At 68.3% G+C, this 18,509-nt stretch carries 16 protein-coding genes; 6 read left to right on the top strand and 10 right to left on the bottom strand.

Annotation, left to right across the window (positions count from 1 at the left end):
* Positions 1-17 precede the first annotated feature (17 nt).
* The 6 genes from U1T56_RS01600 (at position 18) to U1T56_RS01625 (ending at position 6,407) form a co-directional block, all read left to right on the top strand.
* Entirely contained in the window at positions 18-728 is a 711-nt protein-coding gene (locus U1T56_RS01600; protein WP_418157672.1) for a hypothetical protein, read from the top strand.
* A complete protein-coding gene (locus tag U1T56_RS01605) occupies positions 694-1,014 on the top strand; it encodes a hypothetical protein (RefSeq protein ID WP_418157673.1) in 321 nt (106 codons plus the stop codon). Before U1T56_RS01600 ends, U1T56_RS01605 begins: the two co-directional genes overlap by 35 nt.
* Before the next feature lie 119 nt (positions 1,015-1,133).
* On the top strand, positions 1,134-3,905 hold the full coding sequence (locus U1T56_RS01610) for a response regulator (RefSeq protein WP_418157674.1): 2,772 nt from the start codon (positions 1,134-1,136) through the stop codon (positions 3,903-3,905).
* Between the two features lie 377 nt (positions 3,906-4,282).
* Complete coding sequence (locus tag U1T56_RS01615; RefSeq protein WP_418157675.1) at positions 4,283-4,576, top strand: hypothetical protein; 294 nt, start codon at positions 4,283-4,285, stop codon at positions 4,574-4,576.
* A 103-nt stretch (positions 4,577-4,679) separates the two neighbouring features.
* Entirely contained in the window at positions 4,680-5,849 is a 1,170-nt protein-coding gene (locus U1T56_RS01620; protein WP_418157676.1) for a zinc-dependent alcohol dehydrogenase, read from the top strand.
* Positions 5,850-5,861: 12 nt separating this feature from the next.
* Positions 5,862-6,407 carry a cyclase dehydrase gene (locus tag U1T56_RS01625; RefSeq protein WP_418157677.1) on the top strand — a complete coding sequence of 182 codons (546 nt, stop codon included), beginning with the start codon at positions 5,862-5,864 and terminating at the stop codon, positions 6,405-6,407.
* Positions 6,408-6,453: 46 nt separating this feature from the next.
* On the opposite strand, the gene U1T56_RS01630 is transcribed toward U1T56_RS01625, so the two are convergent.
* The 10 genes from U1T56_RS01630 to U1T56_RS01675 form a co-directional block, all read right to left on the bottom strand.
* Positions 6,454-7,626, bottom strand: a complete 1,173-nt coding sequence (locus U1T56_RS01630; RefSeq protein WP_418157678.1) for an ABC transporter permease — start codon at positions 7,624-7,626, stop codon at positions 6,454-6,456.
* Positions 7,623-8,621 carry an ABC transporter permease gene (locus U1T56_RS01635; RefSeq protein WP_418157679.1) on the bottom strand — a complete coding sequence of 333 codons (999 nt, stop codon included), beginning with the start codon at positions 8,619-8,621 and terminating at the stop codon, positions 7,623-7,625. The genes U1T56_RS01630 and U1T56_RS01635 overlap by 4 nt, the downstream gene beginning before the upstream one ends.
* A 76-nt stretch (positions 8,622-8,697) precedes the next feature.
* Positions 8,698-9,759: a DNA polymerase III subunit delta gene (gene holA / locus U1T56_RS01640; protein WP_418157680.1), complete on the bottom strand. Its 1,062-nt coding sequence runs from the start codon at positions 9,757-9,759 to the stop codon at positions 8,698-8,700.
* A complete protein-coding gene (gene lptE, locus U1T56_RS01645) occupies positions 9,756-10,283 on the bottom strand; it encodes an LPS assembly lipoprotein LptE (protein ID WP_418157681.1) in 528 nt (175 codons plus the stop codon). Before lptE ends, holA begins: the two co-directional genes overlap by 4 nt.
* Positions 10,270-12,843: a leucine--tRNA ligase gene (gene leuS / locus U1T56_RS01650; RefSeq protein WP_418157682.1), complete on the bottom strand. Its 2,574-nt coding sequence runs from the start codon at positions 12,841-12,843 to the stop codon at positions 10,270-10,272. Before leuS ends, lptE begins: the two co-directional genes overlap by 14 nt.
* 100 nt (positions 12,844-12,943) lie before the next feature.
* Complete coding sequence (locus tag U1T56_RS01655) at positions 12,944-13,471, bottom strand: DUF3576 domain-containing protein (protein WP_418157683.1); 528 nt, start codon at positions 13,469-13,471, stop codon at positions 12,944-12,946.
* 135 nt (positions 13,472-13,606) lie between these two features.
* The gene (locus tag U1T56_RS01660; RefSeq protein ID WP_418157684.1) at positions 13,607-14,329 is read right to left on the bottom strand and encodes a hypothetical protein; all 723 of its coding nucleotides are present in this window, start codon (positions 14,327-14,329) and stop codon (positions 13,607-13,609) included.
* Positions 14,330-14,488: 159 nt separating this feature from the next.
* Positions 14,489-15,589 carry a porin gene (locus U1T56_RS01665; RefSeq protein ID WP_418157685.1) on the bottom strand — a complete coding sequence of 367 codons (1,101 nt, stop codon included), beginning with the start codon at positions 15,587-15,589 and terminating at the stop codon, positions 14,489-14,491.
* A 288-nt stretch (positions 15,590-15,877) separates the two neighbouring features.
* Entirely contained in the window at positions 15,878-16,972 is a 1,095-nt protein-coding gene (locus U1T56_RS01670) for a porin (protein WP_418157686.1), read from the bottom strand.
* Positions 16,973-17,251: 279 nt separating this feature from the next.
* Entirely contained in the window at positions 17,252-18,361 is a 1,110-nt protein-coding gene (locus tag U1T56_RS01675) for a porin (protein WP_418157687.1), read from the bottom strand.
* Positions 18,362-18,509: the final 148 nt, after the last annotated feature.

The raw sequence follows: 18,509 nt of genomic DNA on the forward strand, positions 1-18,509 counted from the left end.
AAGGAGCGCCGCCCGCCATGCCGCTCGCGGCCGCCGGCCTGCTCCTTGCGATCCCTGCCGCCGTCGCCCTGGTGCACGCCTGGCGGCGGGAGCAGCGCCGGGCGCGGGCGTGGCGGGCGGAGCTGTTCGCCGATGCGCTGGACCTGATCGAAGGACCGGCGCTCCGTCAGGACGGGCTCGACTATCCCGTCCTGCGGGGCCGCTGGCAGGGCCTCGCGGTGGAGCTGAAGCCGATCGCCGACACGGTGGCCATGCGCAAGCTTCCCTCGCTCTGGCTGCAGGTGACGCTCACGGCACCTACCGGTGCCTCGGGCATCGCCGACGTGCTGCTGCGACCGCTCGGCGTCGAGTACTGGTCGCCCGCCTCCGACCTGCCGGTGAGCGTGCCGACACCCGCCTCTCTGCCCGAGACGGCCCAGATCCGGCTCGACCACGAGGGTGCCGCGAGCCTCCTGCCGCTCGTTGCCGCCCACGCGGCGCTCCTCGCCCGGCCGGCCACGAAGGAGCTCCTGATCACGCCCAAGGGTGTGCGCCTCGTCGTCCAGCTCGCCGAGGCCGAGCGCGGCAGCTATCTTCTGTTCCGCGAGGCGCGGTTTGCGATCCGACGGATCGAGCGGGCCGCTCTCGAGGAGATGCTCGTCGCGACCGCCCGGATCCTCGAAGATGTGCGCCGGGCCATGGCAGGAAGGAACGATGGCTACCGCCCGACGCTCGATGCAGCGGCCTGAAGCCCGCCCGCCGCAGCCCCTTCTCGTGCTGGCCGTGGCGATCGTGCTGCCCGGCTGCGGCCATCTCCTGCTCGGCCTGCAGCAGCGGGCGATGATGTTCCTGTTCTTCATCGTCCTGCTCGGCCTCGTCACCTACCATCTGACGACACCCGAGCATTCCTTCCTCGGCCGCTACGCCGGGGGCCTCTTCGTCTACGCGATCTCGCTCACCGACGCCTACAAGCTCGCCCGTATGCGCTTCGAGCGCTGGCGCTCGGGGCAGGCGCCGGCCGTGCCGCCGCGCTGAGCCCCGACCCGGCCGTCGATCGAGCCCACGAGCCGCCATCTCCTCCTTGCCGCTATGGCTGGCGAGGACGTATCCTGACGGGCTTTCACATTGGTGTGAAGGCGGCGGTCCGGAAGAAGATGGACGAGGATGGCGACGAGTCCGGCCAGGGAGCGCCGGGCCGGAATCCCCAGCTCCAGGCCCGGACGCGATCGGCCGGGGTGGACGACAGGCGCGAGCCCGAGGCGACTACCGCGCGCAACCGGGAGCTCGAAGCGGCATGCGCGACGCTCGCCGAGCGCTGCCGGGCCGCCGAGGAGGCGCTGCACCGAAGCGAGGAGCATCGCCGTCTCCTGGCGCAGGCGATCGAAGGCGTCATCTACGATCTGGACCTGTCCACTTCGCAGGCCCGGCACTCCGAAGGGCTCCTCGACCTCGTCGGCATCCGGCCCGACGAGGCTCCCTCCAGCCCGGAATGGTGGATGCGCCTCATCCACCCCGAAGACCTCCCGATGGTCGAGCAGGCCACGCGCGCGTTCCTGTCCGGCTCGGCCGAGCAGATGGCCCTGGAATATCGCGTCCGGCATCGCGACGGGCACTGGATTCACGTCTGGGACCGAAGCTCCATGCTGCGCGACCCGGACGGCCGCCCGCTCCGCCTGGTCGGGGTCGTGACCGACATCACGGACCGAAAGCAGGCCGAGGAGGCGCTTCGGGAAAGCGAGGTGCGTTTTCGCTGCGCCATCGAGGAGGCGCCGATCCCGGTCATGATGTACGCCGAGACCGGCGAGCTCCTGGCCATGAGCCGAACAGTGACGCAGATCACCGGCTACTCCCGGGAAGAGCTCACGGACCTCGATGCCTGGCTGCGGCTCGCCTATGGCGAGCGCGCCGACGAGATCAGAGAGATCGTTCGAGCGCACTTCGAGAAGAGGAGCGCGTTTCCCGAAGCCGAGTTCGTCATTCGGACGGCGAGCGGCGAGGAGCGCACGTGGCAATTCACGGCAGGCAAGCCCGACCGCCTCGCCGACGGGCGCCGCTACACCGTCGCCTTCGCCATGGACGTCACCGAGCGCAAGCAGGCCGAGCGGACCTGCCAGCAGGCCAAGGAAGCGGCCGAGCGGGCCAACGCGGCCAAGTCGCGCTTCCTCGCCGCTGCGAGCCACGATCTGCGGCAACCGCTCCAAGCACTCGATCTCCAGCGCGCCATTCTCGCGCGCAAGATCGCCGATCCCGAGCTGCTGGAGACCTTGCGGGAGCTGGGCCTGTCGATCGACGTGATGCGCAACACCCTCGACACCCTGCTCGACCTGAGCCAGCTCGAGACCGGGGCGATCAGGCCCGAGATCCGCGAGTTCGACCTCGAGGGGCTGTTCCAGCGGATCGGCAGCGAGTTCCGGCAGCTCGCTGCCGCCAAGAGGCTCGAGCTCACCGTGGTGCCGACTTCGGTGATCGTGCGCAGCGATCCGCGCCTGCTCGAGCGGGTCCTGCAGAATCTCGTCTCCAATGCCATCAAGTATACCCGAGCCGGCAGGATCCTGCTCGGCTGCCGGCATCGCGGCGGGAAGGCACGGATCGAGGTCTGGGATACCGGCATCGGCATCGCAAAGGATCAGATCGAGGCGATCTTCGAGGAGTTCTACCAAGTCGCCAACCCGGCGCGCGAGCGCCGGTTCGGCCTGGGACTGGGCCTGTCGATCGCGCAGGCGGCTGCCGAGCTTCTCGGCAGCCGCCTTTCCGTACGCTCGACCGTCGGCAAGGGCTCGGTGTTCTCCCTGGAGGTGCCGCTCGTCCGTCGTGCCGAGCCGGGGGAGCCGCTGCCGCGCGGCAGCCGGGCGAGCGCCGACGTCGAGAATCTCTCGGCCACGATTCTCCTCGTCGAGGACGATGCGGCGATCTGCGGCGGCTTGCGGGCGCTGCTCGAACTCGAGGGTTATGCCGTCACGGCGGTTGCGGGCGGCCGCGAGGCGCTGGCGCTGGTCGAGCAGGGAATCTGCCGACCGGGCCTGGTGATCGCCGACCAGAACCTGCCGGGCGACCTTTCCGGCGTGGAGACGGTGCGGCGCCTGCGCCGCCTGCTCGGGTCGCGCCATCTGCCGGCGCTGATCGTCACGGGCGATGTCCTACCCGAGCATCTGGCGGCGATCCGGCTGGCAGCGCTGCCGTATCTTACAAAACCGGTCGATCCGAACGAGCTGCAGATCGTCATCCGCAGCCTGATCGGGCGCAGCGCCGGCACAGCCGCCATCCGAGCTGCCGTGCCACGGTCACGCAGCGAGTCGACCATCCGCAGCATCGGGCCCAGCGTCTTCATCGTCGAGGACCATCCGGCCCAGGCACGATCCTTGCGCAACCTGCTCGCCATGGCCGGCCACCCCGCAGCAATCTTTGCCAGCGCCGAGGAATTCCTGCGTGCCTATCGCCCTGGCACGCCGGCGTGCCTGATCGTCGACATCCATCTTCCGGGCATGAGCGGACTCGAGCTGCAGCGGGAGCTGACCCGCCGAGGCGATGGGCCGCCCTGTATCTTCATCACCGGCCGAGGCGAGCTGGCACAGGTCGTCCAGGCCATGCGGGAAGGCGCCGCCGACTTTCTGATCAAGCCGGTCGGCGGGGAAGAGCTGCTGGCGAGCGTGAACCGGGCGCTGGAGCATGTCCGCTCGCCCGAGACGGTGGATACCCTGGAGGCGGCGGACCCGCTGAGCCGGCTGACCGCGCGCGAGCGCGAGGTGGTCGAGCTCGTCGCCGCCGGCCTGCCCAACAAGGAGGTGGCGTACCGGCTCGGAATCAGCCAGCGCACCGTGGAGGGCCATAGGGCGCGCGCCATGCACAAGCTCGAGATCCGCACGCTGGCCGAGCTGGTTCGCCTGCTGCTCGCTTCGGGCCCCGGCGTGCGCCAGGATATCGTCTGATTGGCCCTGAACGTCCAAGATGCGCAATCAAGGCTGCCTTACGCTTCCAACGCTCGACGCGCGTAAGAATCCCTACGTACAATCCACGGATTTCATCAGGCGCTCATGATGGGTAGGGGTTGGTATACGGGTCCGACCGATCCGTGGCCAAGGATCAGGGGGCAGCTCCGCAAGGCTGGGCACGAGCGGGAGGAAAAGGAGGCCGGGCCGGACTTCGCCCACCGACGACGGCGGCCGCGAGGCCGGCTCGGCCTTCCCTGTCTGGTTTCGGGCCGAGATCATCCTCGCCGATCACGGGAGACATCGCGGCCATGCGCCGGATGAGAATGGAAAGCGACGCAGCGACGATTCAACTCCACGGCGAGATTGCGCGGCTGATGACGCGTACGACCGAGAGCTATCTGATCGGGCAGATCGCCGAGCTGCAGGCCGATCTCGTCGAGATACGCCGGATCAGGGCCGGCCTCGTCCGAACGGCCAGGGTTTTCGCCGACGGCCGACGAGCACAGGTCAAGCGTCGTATCGCCGACATCGAGGCACGCATAGCGCAGCAGTGCCAGCTGATCGCGACCCAGGCCGCGGCCGGCCTCGACACCACGGCCTCGGAAGCGCTGCTGCAGGATCTGGAACGCGTCCTGGAGCTGACCCGCACCTGCTACCGGCTGCTGTAGCCGGACGGCTGCCGCCTCCGCGACCGCACGCCGGAACCTGCCTTCCGCCTGGGGCGTTCACGCCCAATCCAGGCCGTCCGGGCCGGGACGATCGGAGGGAAGCATGCGTGCGCTCTGCTGGCACGGCAAAGCCGACATACGCTGCGACACGGTGCCCGATCCGCGGATCGAGGAACCGCGCGATGCGATCATCAAGGTGACGAGCTGCGCCATCTGCGGCTCCGACCTCCACCTCTACGACGGCTTCATGCCCGGCATGGAGCAGGGCGACATCCTGGGCCACGAGGCCATGGGCGAGGTGGTCGAGGTCGGGCGGGAGGTGACGAACCTCAAGGTGGGCGAGCGGGTGGTGATCCCGTTCACCATCTTCTGCGGCGAGTGCGAGCAGTGCCGGCGCGGCAACTTCTCGGTCTGCGAGCGCAGCAACCGCAACAAGGACCTGGCCGACAAGGTCTTCGGCCACACCACGGCGGGCCTCTTCGGCTACACCCACCTCACCGGCGGCTACGCGGGCGGCCAGGCCGAATATCTGCGGGTGCCGTTCGCCGACAGGACGCACATCAAGGTGCCGGGCGGGCTCGGCGACGAGCAGCTCCTGTTCCTGAGCGACATCTTCCCCACGGGCTGGCAGGCCGCCGTCCAGTGCGATCTCCAGCCGACCGACACGGTGGCGATCTGGGGCTGCGGGCCGGTGGGCCAGATGGCGATCAGGAGCACCGTCCTCCTGGGTGCGAAACGGGTGATCGCGATCGATACCGTGCCCGAGCGCCTCGCCATGGCGCAGGCCGGCGGGGCGGTGACGATCGACTTCATGCAAGAGAGCGTCGTCGAGCGCCTGAACGACCTCACCCAGGGCAAGGGCCCCGAGAAATGCATCGACGCGGTCGGGATGGAGGCGCACGCCACCGCCACGCTCGATTCGATCTACGACCGCGCCAAGCAGGCCCTGATGCTGGAGACCGACCGCGCGCACGTGCTGCGCGAGATGATCCATGTCTGCCGACCGGCGGGCGTGCTCTCGGTGCCGGGGGTCTATGGCGGCCTCCTCGACAAGTTCCCGTTCGGCGTCCTGATGAACAAGGGTCTCACCGTGCGCACCGGCCAGACCCACGTCAATCGCTGGACCGACGACCTTCTGCGCCGGATCGAGGAAGGCCAGATCGATCCCTCCTTCGTCATCACCCATAAGGTGCGGCTCGAGGACGGCCCCGCCATGTACAAGACGTTCCGCGACAAGGAGGACGGCTGCATCAAGGTGGTGCTGAAGCCCTGAAGGAGAAGCGTCATGGCGTATCGCTACCACCGGTCCTCGCCCTGGTACGACGCGGATCCTTCGACCCGAGCACTCGCACAGGGGCTCGGCTGGTTCAGCGTCGGGCTGGGGCTGGCCGAGCTCCTGGCGCCGCGGCCCCTCGGCCGCTGGCTCGGCCTCGAGGAGCATGCCGGGCTGATCCGCGCCTACGGCGCGCGCGAGCTCGCGGCCGGGATCGGCATCCTCACGCGCGGCGACCCGACGCCCTGGCTCTGGGCCCGGGTCGCCGGCGATGCGCTCGACCTCGCGACGCTCGCGACCGGCATCGGTGACGACAATCCGCAAAGGGGCAATGTGGGCATCGCGCTCGCGGCCGTGGCCGGCGTCACGGCGCTGGACGTGATGTGCGCCCAGGCCCTGGCTGTCGGCCGGAGCGAGCCACCGACGCCGATCCGCGACTACAGCGACCGGCGCGGCTTCCCGCGTCCGCCCGAGGCGATGCGGGGTGCAGCGCGCGATTTCGCGGTGCCGCAAGACATGCGGATACCGGAAGCGCTGCGCCCTTACCCGACCGCTTGAGCCCGACCGCCAGTCGGGAGGCGTGCCGGGCATGCCTCCCGGCGGGTCAGGCGTAAGGATCCGCGGCGTCGCGCAGCCCGTCGCCCAGGAAGTTGAAGCCGAGGACGACGACGATCACCGGCACCACCGGAAACAGGAGCCACGGATAGAGGGCGATCACGTTGACGTTCTGGGCGTCGTTGAGGAGAACACCCCAGCTCGTCATCGGCGGGCGCACGCCGAGGCCCAGGAACGAGAGCGCGGTCTCGCCCAGAATCATGCTCGGGATCGAGAGCGTCGCCGAGGCGATGAGATGGCTCATGAAGGAGGGGATCAGATGCCGGCCGATGATCCGGGCGGGCGAAGCGCCCATGAGCCGTGCGGCCTGCGCGAAGTCCTCCTCGCGCAAGCTGAGGACCTTGGAGCGGACGGCACGCGCCAGGCCCGTCCAATCGACGAGCCCCAGGATGATCGTGATGCCGAAGAAGACCCAGAGCGGATCCCAGGTGACCGGAAGGGCCGCCGAGAGCGAGAGCCACAACGGGATCATCGGAAAGGAGCGGATGATCTCGATCAGGCGCTGGATCAGCGTGTCGATCCAGCCGCCGTAATAGCCGGAGATGCCACCCAGGACGATGCCAAGGACGAAGCTCACGGCGATGCCGATCAGGCCCACGGTGAGCGAGATGCGCGCCCCATAGGTGATGCGGGAGAACAGGTCACGGCCGAGCCGGTCGGTGCCGAGAAGGAAGAAGGTGCCGCCTTCGGCCGGGCAGACGAAATGGAAGTCCATCTCCCACCGGCCCCAGAACCTGTACCTGTCGCCCTGGCAGAAGAAGCGGAGCTTCTGGACCTTCGTGTGGTCCGGCTCGTAGATGCGCCGCAGGCTCTGCATGTCGAGCCGGTACTTGTAGCCGTAGACGAACGGCCCCTGGAGCACCCCGTCGTGGAAGAGATGGATCATCTGCGGCGGGGCCTGGATGAAACGGGCGTTGCGGGTGTGCTGATCGTAAGGTGCGATGAATTCGCTGATCAGGATCGAGCCGTAGCAGAAGAAGAGGATGACGGCGGAGACCACGGCCAGATGGTGCCGCCGGAACTTCCACCACATCAGCCGCCACTGCGAGGCGGTGTAGAAGCGCTCCTGCTCCGGCGTGAGCTGTTCGACGTCGTAGGGGTCGAACGGCGCGGTATCGACGTAGCGGGGCGGCAGCGGCTCGAGCACGGGACGCGGGCTCATCGGGTCTGCCCTCCCTCGAAGCGGATGCGCGGATCGAGCCAGGCGAGGAGCAGGTCCGAGATCAGGACGCCGATCACGACGAGGCAGGATTCCAGCATCAGGAACGAGCCCGCGAGATACATGTCCTGGGTCTGGAGCGCCCGGACCAGGATCGGACCCGTGGTCGGCAGCGAGAGCACCACCGCGACCAGGGCCGAGCCCGAGATGAACTCGGGCAGAAGATTGCCGATGTCGGCGATGAACGGGTTCAAGGACATCCGCAGAGGATATTTCGCCAGCGCCTTCCAGGGCGGCAGGCCCTTGGCCTTGGCGGTGACGTAGTAGGGCTTCTGCAGCTCGTCCAGGAGGTTGGCGCGCAGGCGCCGGATCATGGCGGCGGTGCCCGAGGTGCCGATCACGATGACCGGGACCCACAGATGCTGCAGGACCGAGACGAACTTACCCCAGCTCATGGGCTGATCGAGATATTCGGGATCGACCAGCCCGCCGATCGAGGTGCCGAACCAGACGTTGGCGATATAGAGGAGTACCAGCGCCAGGAGGAAGCTCGGCGTGGCGAGGCCGAGGAAGCCCAGGAAGGTCAGCCCGTGGTCGGCCCAGCTATATTTGTGGGTGGCGGAATAGACCGCGATCGGGAACGAGACCGCCCAGGTGAACAGCACGGTCGAGAACGAGATGACGAAGGTGAGGAAGACGCGGTCGCCGATCACCTCCGTCACCGGCCGGTCGTACTCGAACGAATAGCCGAGATCGCCGTGCAGGAAGCCCCAGGCCCAGTAGACGTACTGCTCCCACAAGGGCCGGTCGAGGCCGTAGAGATTGCGTAAGTACTCGATCTTGCCCGCCTGCGCCCCCTCGCCTTGCGACTGTAGCTCGGCAAGCATGGTCGAGAGGTAATCGCCCGGCGGCAACTGGATGATGATGAAGACGATGATGCTGATCGCCATCAGCGTCGGCACCATCACGAGCAGGCGATGCGCCACGTAGCGGAGCACGCTCTCTCCCCCGTCCAGCCTCACCCAGACCTTACCCCTGCCCGCAGCCGCGGTCAGCAGGCAAGGAGCCGGCCCGTCAGGAACGGGGTGGCGGACCTTGCGGACGGGGTCGAGGTGGCTTGGGGAGCATGCCCAGCCGAGCGAGCGCGGCGCGGCAGATCAGCGCCTCCGGCATGCCCGTGCTCTTGCAGCGCGTCTCGGCGGTCTGCAGGAGGGTGAGGCCTCCGACCAGCGCATCGCCGTCCCAGCGCTGAAGCGCCTTCACCATTCCTTCCTGGACGCGCGGTGGCAACGGCGGGCGTAGGGCAGCCACGGCCGCCTGCGCCGACGAGCCTCCCGCCACCTCGCCATGCAGGCGCAACAGCCGCAAGAGATACGCAGCGGTGCTGCGCAGGATGCGCACCGGCGCCTCGCCCTCGGCCAACAGCCGGTCCAGAGCGCGGTCGAGCCGTACCGTCTCGCCCAAGACCGCCGCTTGAACGGCGTCCTCGATCCCAAGCGCGGAGCTGTCGCCCACCACGGCCGTCACATCCGCGAGCGTGGCACGCTGTCCGGGCGCATCGGCCAGGTAGAGTGCCAGCTTCTCGATTTCAGCGCGGGTGACGGCCCGGTCGCCGCCGAGATTGGCCACGAGGTAAGCGAAGGCATCCGGCTCCACCTGCAGCCCGTGCTCGGCCAGAAGCTCGCGCACGGAGGTCTCGAGCTTTCCGCCCTCCTCCCGGTAGCAGGGGAGAGCCACGGCCTTGGCGGCCGCCTCGATCAGCCGGCGCAGGCTCGAGCCGCCGCCGAGCTCGCCGGCCTCGAGCAGGACGAAGCCTTCCTGCTGCGGCAAGGCCAGAAGATCGCGCACGGCAGGCGAGATGCCGTCAACGGCGTCGCGCACGCGCACGAGCCGGCGGCCGCCCATGAGGCACAAGGCCTGCGCCTCCTCGACCAGCCGGCCGGGCGCCTCCCGCAGCTCGTCGGCCGAAAGCTCGCTCACCCGGAACGGGTCCTCGAGGTCCTCCACGACCGTCCTGGCGAGTCGCCGTGCCCGCTCGGCGACGAGACCGGCATCGGGACCATAGAGGAGGACGGTGGATACCGCCGGGTCGGGCTTGGCGAGAAAGCTCTCGACCCGTCCGGCCGTCAGCCTCAAGCCTTCTGCTCCGAGAAATAGAGCGAAAGCATGGTGCGGATCTGCCGGGCCACCTCGCGCGCGGCGCGGCGCTCCGCATCCTGCTCGGCGACGAGCGTGGCGAAGGGGTCGCTCTTCACGTTGAAGCTCACGACGCGGCGCGTGGCCGAGCTGTAGACGATCTGCTGGTCGGCCTTGCGCTTGAGGCTGAAGACGGCGCCCAGGATCAGGTTCCTGCGCGTCGCCGTGTCGTTGAGCTGGATCGCGAGATCGGTCTGCTCCTCGAGGAGCTGCACCTCGAGGTCGTAGCGCGGCGCTACGACCGTACCGCTCGGGTTCAGCTCGTCGAGGAGATAGTTACGGAAGAACTGGCCTCTCGCCCCACCCTGCCCGGCGACCTCGATTGCGGCCAGCTCGGGCACGGTCCTCGCCTCCTGCTGCGGCCCGTAGATCGGCCGCAAGCCGCAGGATGCCAGCGCCGGCAGGGCCATCACGACGAGGAGCCCCAGCCGGCGGCGGGACCGGTCCGGCTCAGACCACCACATTCACGATCTTGTCCGGCACGACCACGACCCGGCGCGGCGGCTTGCCGTCCATGGCACGCTGCACCGCCGGGTCCGCGAGCGCTCTCGCTTCCGCCTCCTCTCTGCCGCAGCCGCGCGGCAGCTCGATCTCCGCCCGGCGCTTGCCGTTGACCTGAACGGCGATGGTCACCGTGTCGGCCACGAGCCAGGCAGGATCGGCCACGGGCCAGGGCGTGTCGACCAGGAGCCGGTCCTCGTGGCCGAGGAGCCGCCACAGCTCCTCGGTGAGATGCGGGATCATCGGCCCGAACATGACGACGAGGGCCTCCAGGGCCTCGCGGGTCAGCGCCTGCTCGGCCGGCGTCTCGGGGGCGAAGGCCTCGATCGCGTTGGACAGCTCGCGCAGGAGCGCCACGGCCTTGTTGAAATGGAGCCGCTCGAGCTCGCTCGTGACCTGGGCGATGGTCTTGTGGACCTGCCGCCTGAGCGCCGTCCCCTTCTCGCCGAGCCCCGCTGCCGGTGCCGGAGTCCCCGGCGGCGGCAGCTGGGTGCTGCGCTCCTCGACCAGCCGCCACAGGCGGTTGATGTAGCGCCAAGCCCCGTCCACGCCGGCATCGGTCCACTCGAGGTCGCGCTCGGGCGGGCTGTCGGAGAGCATGAACAGCCGCGCCGTGTCGGCCCCGTAGCCCTCGATGATCGTCGTCGGGTCGACGGTGTTGCGCTTGGACTTGCTCATCTTCTCGACCCGGCCGGCGATCACCGGCCGCTGGCCCCGGACGGTCACCCAGTTGCCGGCCGAATCGCGCACGACCTCGGCGGGCTCGAGCCAGTTGCCGGCCTCGTCCTTGAAAGTCTGGTGCGTGATCATGCCCTGGGTGAACAGACCCGCGAACGGCTCGTCGAGATCGAGATAGCCGCAGGCGCTCATTGCCCGCGTGTAGAAGCGGGAATAGAGGAGATGGAGGACGGCATGCTCGATGCCGCCGATATACTGATCGACCGGCAGCCAGTAGGCTGCCGCCTCGCGCGTGAACGGCAGTTCGGTGGCGTGGGCGTCGCAGAACCGCGCGAAGTACCAGGAGCTCTCGACGAAGGTGTCGAACGTGTCGGTCTCGCGCCGTGCCGGCGCGCCACAGCGCGGGCAGTCGACGTGCTTCCAGGTGGGATGCCGGTCGAGCGGGTTGCCGGGCCTGGAGAAATCGACGTCGTGGGGCAGCTCCACCGGGAGCTGCTCCTTCGGTACCGGCACGATGCCGCAGCGCTCGCAGTGGATCACCGGGATCGGGCACCCCCAGTAGCGCTGGCGCGACACGCCCCAGTCGCGCAGGCGCCAGGTGGTTTCGCCCTGGCCGCGTCCGAGCCGCTCGAGCTCCTCGGTCGCCCGCCGCTTGCCGCTCTCGACGTCGAGCCCGTCTAGAAAGCGCGAACGGTAGAGCCGCCCGTCACCCACATAAGCCTCGGCGCCGATGGTGAAGGTGGCGGGATCGGCATCCGGCGGCAGAACGACCGGGATCACCGGCCGCCCGTACTTGCGGGCGAAGTCGAGATCGCGCTGGTCGTGCGCCGGGCAGCCGAAGATGGCGCCGGTGCCGTAGTCCATCAGCACGAAATTGGCGACGTAGACCGGCAGCTCGATTTCGGGATCGAACGGATGCCGGCAGTGCAGCCCCGTGTCGAAACCCCGCTTCTCCTGGGTCTCGATCTCGGCCTCGCTGGTGCCGCCGCGCAGGCACTCGGCGATGAAGTCGGCAAGAGCCGCATCACGGCGGGCGAGCTCGGCGCTGAGCGGATGGTCGGGAGCAAGGGCGATGAACGAGGCGCCGAACAGCGTGTCGGGCCGGGTCGTGAACACTTCGATCACGCCCTCGCGGCCGACGAGATCGAAGCGGACCCTGGCACCCGTCGACTTGCCGATCCAGTTCCTCTGCATCAGCCGGACCTTCTCCGGCCAGCGCTCGAGCCGGTCGAGGGCGCTCAGGAGCTCCTCGGCGAAGGCGGTGATCCTGAAGAACCACTGCGAAAGCTTGCGCCGCTCGACCAGCGCCCCGCTGCGCCAGCCGCGGCCGTCGATCACCTGCTCGTTGGCGAGCACGGTCTGATCCACCGGGTCCCAGTTGACCCAGCTCTCCTTGCGATAGACCAGCCCCCGCTCGAGCATGTCGAGGAACATCGCCTGCTCGTGCTTGTAGTAGGCCGGATCGCAGGTCGCGATCTCGCGCGACCAGTCGAGCGAGCAGCCGATCGCCTTCATCTGCTCGCGCATCTCGGCGATGTTGGCGTAGGTCCAGGTGGCGGGGTGGACGCCCTTTTGGATCGCCGCGTTCTCCGCCGGCAGCCCGAACGCATCCCAGCCCATGGGATGGAGCACGTTGAAGCCCTGCGCCCGCTTGAGCCGCGCCACCACGTCGCCCATGGTGTAGTTGCGCACGTGCCCCATGTGGATGCGCCCCGAGGGATAGGGGAACATCTCGAGCACATAGTATTTCGGCCGCGACGGGTCGGCCGCGGCCTCGAAGCAGCGGCGCTCCTGCCAGATCTTCTGCCACTTGGCCTCGGTGGCGCGGAACGGATAGCGGGACATCGAACCTCGATCTGCTCGAACGTGCTGCCGGTACCGGCGAGCGCCGTACGGACGGACGATCCGAGCGCTCAGGGGGAAACGCGACCGGCCCTCCTCGGGCCTAACCGGCGGCCTCGAGACTGGCGATGCGCAGCTCGCGCGCCTTGGTCAGGATCTTGTCCTCGAGCTCGGTCGCCGTCTTGGGATCGACGGGCTCGTCGACCCATTCGCCGCGGCTGCCGCGCGCCTGCCGGAACACGGACACCTTCACCGCGTCGGCCCGCAAGGACCGATCGAGGATCAGGACGTGCACCTTCAGGCGCTCATTGGGGGCGCTCGCCGGCTGGTACCAGTCGGTGATGATCAGGCCACCGAACGGATCGGCCGAGGCGAGCGGCATGAAGTTCAAGGTCTCGAGTGCGCCGCGCCAGAGATAGGCATTGACACCGATGCCGCCGCTGCCACCGCCCTGGTCGAGCGCCGCCGTTTTGTTGCCCGAGCCGAAGATCGTGATGCCGTCCTTGCCGGTGAAGGTGCCGGTACGATCGCGGAGCCGCTGCTCTTTGGGATCGAACACCGTGAACTTGTCGTATTGCGGCGTGACGCCGCAGCCGGCCAGGGTCAGGGCGGCGAGGAAAACGAGCGTCAACGCGCGGGGGGCTGCAGGCGTGATCATGGCCGTCACTGGTCGCAGGAGGAGGGCAAGGGCCGAAACCCCGCCGTCACGATGTGGCGCGGACCATAGCACAAACGACCCGAAGCGCTACCCGCTCCGACGACACGGTCAGAAGTTGAGGCGAACACCGATACGGCCGACCGCCACCGGCTGATCCTCGCGCTCGGCGCTCGGGACGGAGCCCACCGCGATGCCGCTCTCGAGCGTCAGCCACGACCAGGCGGCGAGATCGGTGTTGAGCATCAGCACGTCGTGCGGGGCGGTCTGGGAGCCGACGGCCGGCTGGCCGAAAGCGAGCGCCGCACTGAGCCGGCCATAGCCGATCGAGGCCGACAGCAGATCGACGTCCGTACCCATGAACTGCGAGCGGCCATAGCCGCCGCCGAGGCTCCAGCCGGACCAACGCATGGCGCCGCCGACCGAGAGCGAGGTCTGGCCTGTCCGCCGGTTGCGCGGATAGAGCGTGCTGCGGCCGGCCGAGAGGCCGAGCTGCTCGAACCGGTCGCCCGGATCGAAGTCGATGGTGAAGTCGAAACGCGGACCACCGAGGTCTGCCTCGTCGTGCGTGCTGCTCCACGACGAGCCAGCGGCATAACGAGGGGTGAAATCGAGCGACAGACCCGAGCCGGCATCGTCACGGCCGATCCCGGGCTGGCCGTCGAAGGTCCGATCGGGTACGGCCTCGCTTCCGACCGCACCATAACCGCCCGGCACGAGCTCGAGCGCCAGCACCTGCCCGCTCGTGAGTACCCAGAGGGCCACGGCCGCCACAAGCCCGCACGAAGCACGAGAAGCGAAACTCTTCACCACGGCACGCACCAGCGATTTCACGGTCCTCCATATAGCATGCCGGTACGTTCGGGACGAGTGCATCGCTGCAACTTTCCTACCCGCGGATGCACGCGATCGGCGAATGGCGGGATGCGCCGGCACAGGAGAGAGCAGCGGGCTCGAGGCCCGCTGCTTCCGCAAGAGCGAGGCGATCCCGGCTCAGAAAGCGAGGCCGAGGCGGCCGACGGCCTGCCAGCCCGATCGCTCCGCCCCGCCCTCGACGTCGTTGTCGAAGAAGCCGACATCGCCGGCGAGCACGAGGCCCGGCATCAGCGCGATGTCGGCCGAGAACACCAGGTTCGAGGGCTTGTCGACGGCGACACCGTTGAAGGTCAAATTGTCGCTGTCGACAACCTTGCCGTAATTGATCGACACGTTCGTCGGCCCGAGCGCGGCGCCGATGCCGATATTGTAGAAGCTCTTCTCGAGAGCGCCGAATTTCTCCGTGCCGTAGCCGCCGCCGAGCTTGAAGCCGAACAAGTCGACGTTGGCGCCGCCGTAGATGCCCGAGCAGTCGTCGTCGCCGGCGGCCTTCCAGTCGCAGACCGCCCCGGTGATCGAGGCGAGAACGCCGACACCGCCGAGCGAGCCCTTGTAGAGGGCTGCGGCCTCGACGAAGTTCTGTGCGGTCACGGCCTTGCCGGCGAGGCTGTCGCCGTTGCCGGCGCCGCTGCTCAGCGCCGCCTGCTGCGGGGTGTAGGAGACGCCGATCTGGAACCCGCCGAAGCTCGGCGTGTAGTAGCGGATCTTGGTCGCGTCGTTGGTGTTGTCGAGCTTGAAGGTGGCGCCGCCGGCGAAAGTATCGATCACCGAGCCGTCGATGCCGCCCGTGCCCGCCGCGATGGTCTGCGCACCCACGGCGCTGGTATCGGACGCACCGTCCTCGTCGCCGAGGCGGACCTCGCCGAAGCCGCCGCGGACGAAGATCCAGCTCTCGTCCGTGTTGTCGGCCCGATTGGTATCGGCCTCGAACTCGACCGTGCCGCCGTACTCGAGCCCGGTGCGCTCGTCCTTGGCGCGGGCGACGACGTGGACCTCGGTGTCGTTCGAGAAGTCGAGATCGCGCGAGAACGCGTTGTTCAGCCGCGCGTCGTCGAGCTGGCCGCCGTGCATCCGGAAGCGCGCGAAGCCGGTCAGGGTCAGATCGGGATAGCCGCCCGGCTTCACCTCGGCCGCTCCGGCCACCGAGGGGACGGCCGCAGTCATCAGGCCAGCGCCAAGAACCGCAGTCGTGCCCAGAAGGATCTTTCTGAGCGTCATGGATGTCTCCTTGCTGTTGGGAAAGGCGGTCCCACAGCGGCATTTCCTTGGTTCCAGCCACATGACCCGTGCCATCGGGCCGCGAGCGGTCATCCTCGTGTTTCGATCTCACCACTGCCCGCCTTCCGGCGCTCTTATCTCCAGCCTCGTCGACACACGGCAACCCGAGAGCGCCCAGGCCAACCCTTCTTGCGCGCTCCTTGTGTTTCATCCGCAACATGGACATGCAAAGGAAAAGGCGGCGGGGGAGATCCCCGCCGCCTCTCGGGAATGCCGTGGCGCTTCGGCTCAGAACGCCAGGCCGAGACGACCCACCGCCTGCCAGCCCGACCGCTCCGGCCCGACCCGCGCATCGTTGTTGAAGAAGCCGACGTCGCCCGCGAGCACGAGGCCCGGCATCAGCGCGTAGTCCGCCGAGAACACCAGGTTCGAGGGCTTGTCGCCCGCCCAGAACGCGTTGGTGTCGATCGCCTTGCCGTAGGTCACCGACACGTTCGCCGGGCCGTAGCCGTAGCCCACACCCGCCGTGTACCAGGTCCGGTCGGCATCGCCCACCTTCTCGTCGGCGTAGCTGCCCGCCACCTTGAAGCCGAAGATGTCGAACGCGGCACCCGCCTGCCAGCCGTGCCAGCTCCCGCCGCCGAACACGCTCGAATCCTTGAGGTCGCCGGTGATCCCCACCACCGAGGCGGTCACCCCAACCCCACCGAACTCGCCCTTGTAGGTCAGACCGGCGTCGACGACGTTCTGCGCCTCGACCCCCTTGGTCGCCAGGCTGTCGCCGTTGCCAGCGCCCGAATCGACCGCCGCCTGCTGCGGGGTGTAGGAGATGCCGAACTGGAAGCCGCCGAAGGTCGGCGTGTAGTAGCGGATCTTGGTCGCGTCGTTGTTGTTGAGCAGGTAGACCACCGGCGTGCCGATGGTGTCGATCACCGAGCCGTCGATGCCGCCCGTGCCCGCCGCGATGGTCTGCGCACCCACCGAGCTGTTGTCGGCGACACCGTCCTCGTCGCCGAGGCGGATCTCGCCGAAACCGCCGCGGACGAAGATCCAGCTCTCGTCCGTGTTGGCGGTGGCATTCGTGTCGGCCTCGAACTCGACCGTGCCGCCGTACTCGAGCCCGGTGCGCTCGTCCTTGGCGCGGGCGACGACGTGGACCTCGGTGTCGTTCGAGAAGTCGAGATCGCGCGAGAATGCGTTGCTCAGCCGCGCATCGTCGAGCTGGCCGCCGTGCGCCCGGAAGCGCGCGAAGCCGGTCAGCGTCAGGTCGAGCGCGCCGCCCGGCTTCACCTCGGCCGCTCCGGCCACAGAGGGGACGGCCGCGGTCATCAGGCCAGCGCCAAGAACCGCAGTCGTGCCCAGAAGGATCTTTCTGAGCGTCATGGATATCTCCTGTTTCGTGTCATCAAACGCAGCGGCGATTGCGTTCCCCGGATGGCCTCGGCCGTTCGGCGCAGAGTGTGAAGCGCTATTCTTCTGGCGCCACTGCCCACCTTCCGGTCTTTGTTATCCAGACAGGTGGGCAACGAAGCAATGGCGCAGTAGCCCAATCGTGCATTGTTGCAGCGCAGATGTGCCGGATCTGCAACAAGCGCCATCGACTCATGAAAAAGCGGCGGGAACTTTCCTCCCGCCGCTCTCAACCGCAAAGAAGCGTTGCTATCAGAAGGCGAGACCGAGGCGGCCCACCGCCTGCCAGCCGGAATCACCCACGGCGCCGATAGTGCGTCCCGGACGGGCGCTGTTGTCGAAGAAGCCGACGTCGCCCGCGAGCACGAGGCCCGGCATCAGCGCGTAGTCCGCCGAGAACACCAGGTTGTAAGGCTTCCGGCCGGCCCAGAAGCCGTTGTCGTCGATCACCTTGCCGAAGGAGACCGAAACGTTGGCCGGGCCGATGCCATAGGCGGCACCGGCCGTGATCCAGGTCCGGTCGGCGTCGGCTACCTTCTCGTCGCCGTAGCTGCCCGCCACCTTGAAGCCGAAGAGATCGACACTGGCCCCCGCCTGCCAGCCGTGCCAGCTCCCGTCGCCGAACACGCTCGACCCTTTCAGGTCGCCGGTGATCCCCACCACCGAGGCCAGCACGCCGACCCCGGCGAACTCGCCCTTGTAGATCAGGCCGCCATCGACGACGTTCTGCGCCTCGACGCCTTTGGTGGCGAGGGCATCGCCATTAGCGGCGCCGCTGCCGACGATCTGGTCCTGCGGCGTGTAGCTGACCGCGATCTGGAACCCGCCGAAGCTCGGCGTGTAGTAGCGGATCTTGGTCGCGTCGTCGGTGTTGGTCAGGAACACCACGGGCGTGGCAATGGTGTCGATCACCGAGCCGTCGATGCCGCCCGTACCCGCCGCGATCGTGTTGCCGCCGACCTCGCTGTCGTGGGCCACACCGTCTTCGTCGCCGAGGCGGACCTCGCCGAAGCCGCCGCGGACGAACAGCCAGCTCTCGTCCGTGTTGGCGGTGCTGTTGGTATCGGCCTCGAACTCGATCGTGCCGCCGTACTCGATCCCGGTGCGCTCGTCCTTGGCACGGGCGACGACGTGGACCTCGGTGTCGTTCGAGAAGTCGAGATCGCGCGAGAACGCGTTGTTCAGCCGCGCGTCGTCGATCTCGCCGCCGTGCGCCCGGAAGCGCGCGAAGCCGGTCAGGGTCAGATCGGGATAGCCGCCCGGCTTCACCTCGGCCGCGCCGACGACCGTCGGAACGGCCGCGACCGTCAGGCCGACACCGACAACTGCAGTCGTGCCCAGAAGGATCTTCCTGAGCGTCATCGCCATCTCCTGTTCTCGTGTCGAACGACCGCAGTGCTAATTATTATACTGATTGGCTCCGAGCCTCAGGCATGGAGCAGAAAAGCTTCGACGTCTGCCGCGTCGCCACTCGCTACTGTCGACGTTCTTCCTAAAGATTGCGGCACGA

Origin of the sequence: Benzoatithermus flavus (genome assembly GCF_037908215.1) — a bacterium.
GTDB lineage: Bacteria > Pseudomonadota > Alphaproteobacteria > Geminicoccales > Geminicoccaceae > Benzoatithermus > Benzoatithermus flavus.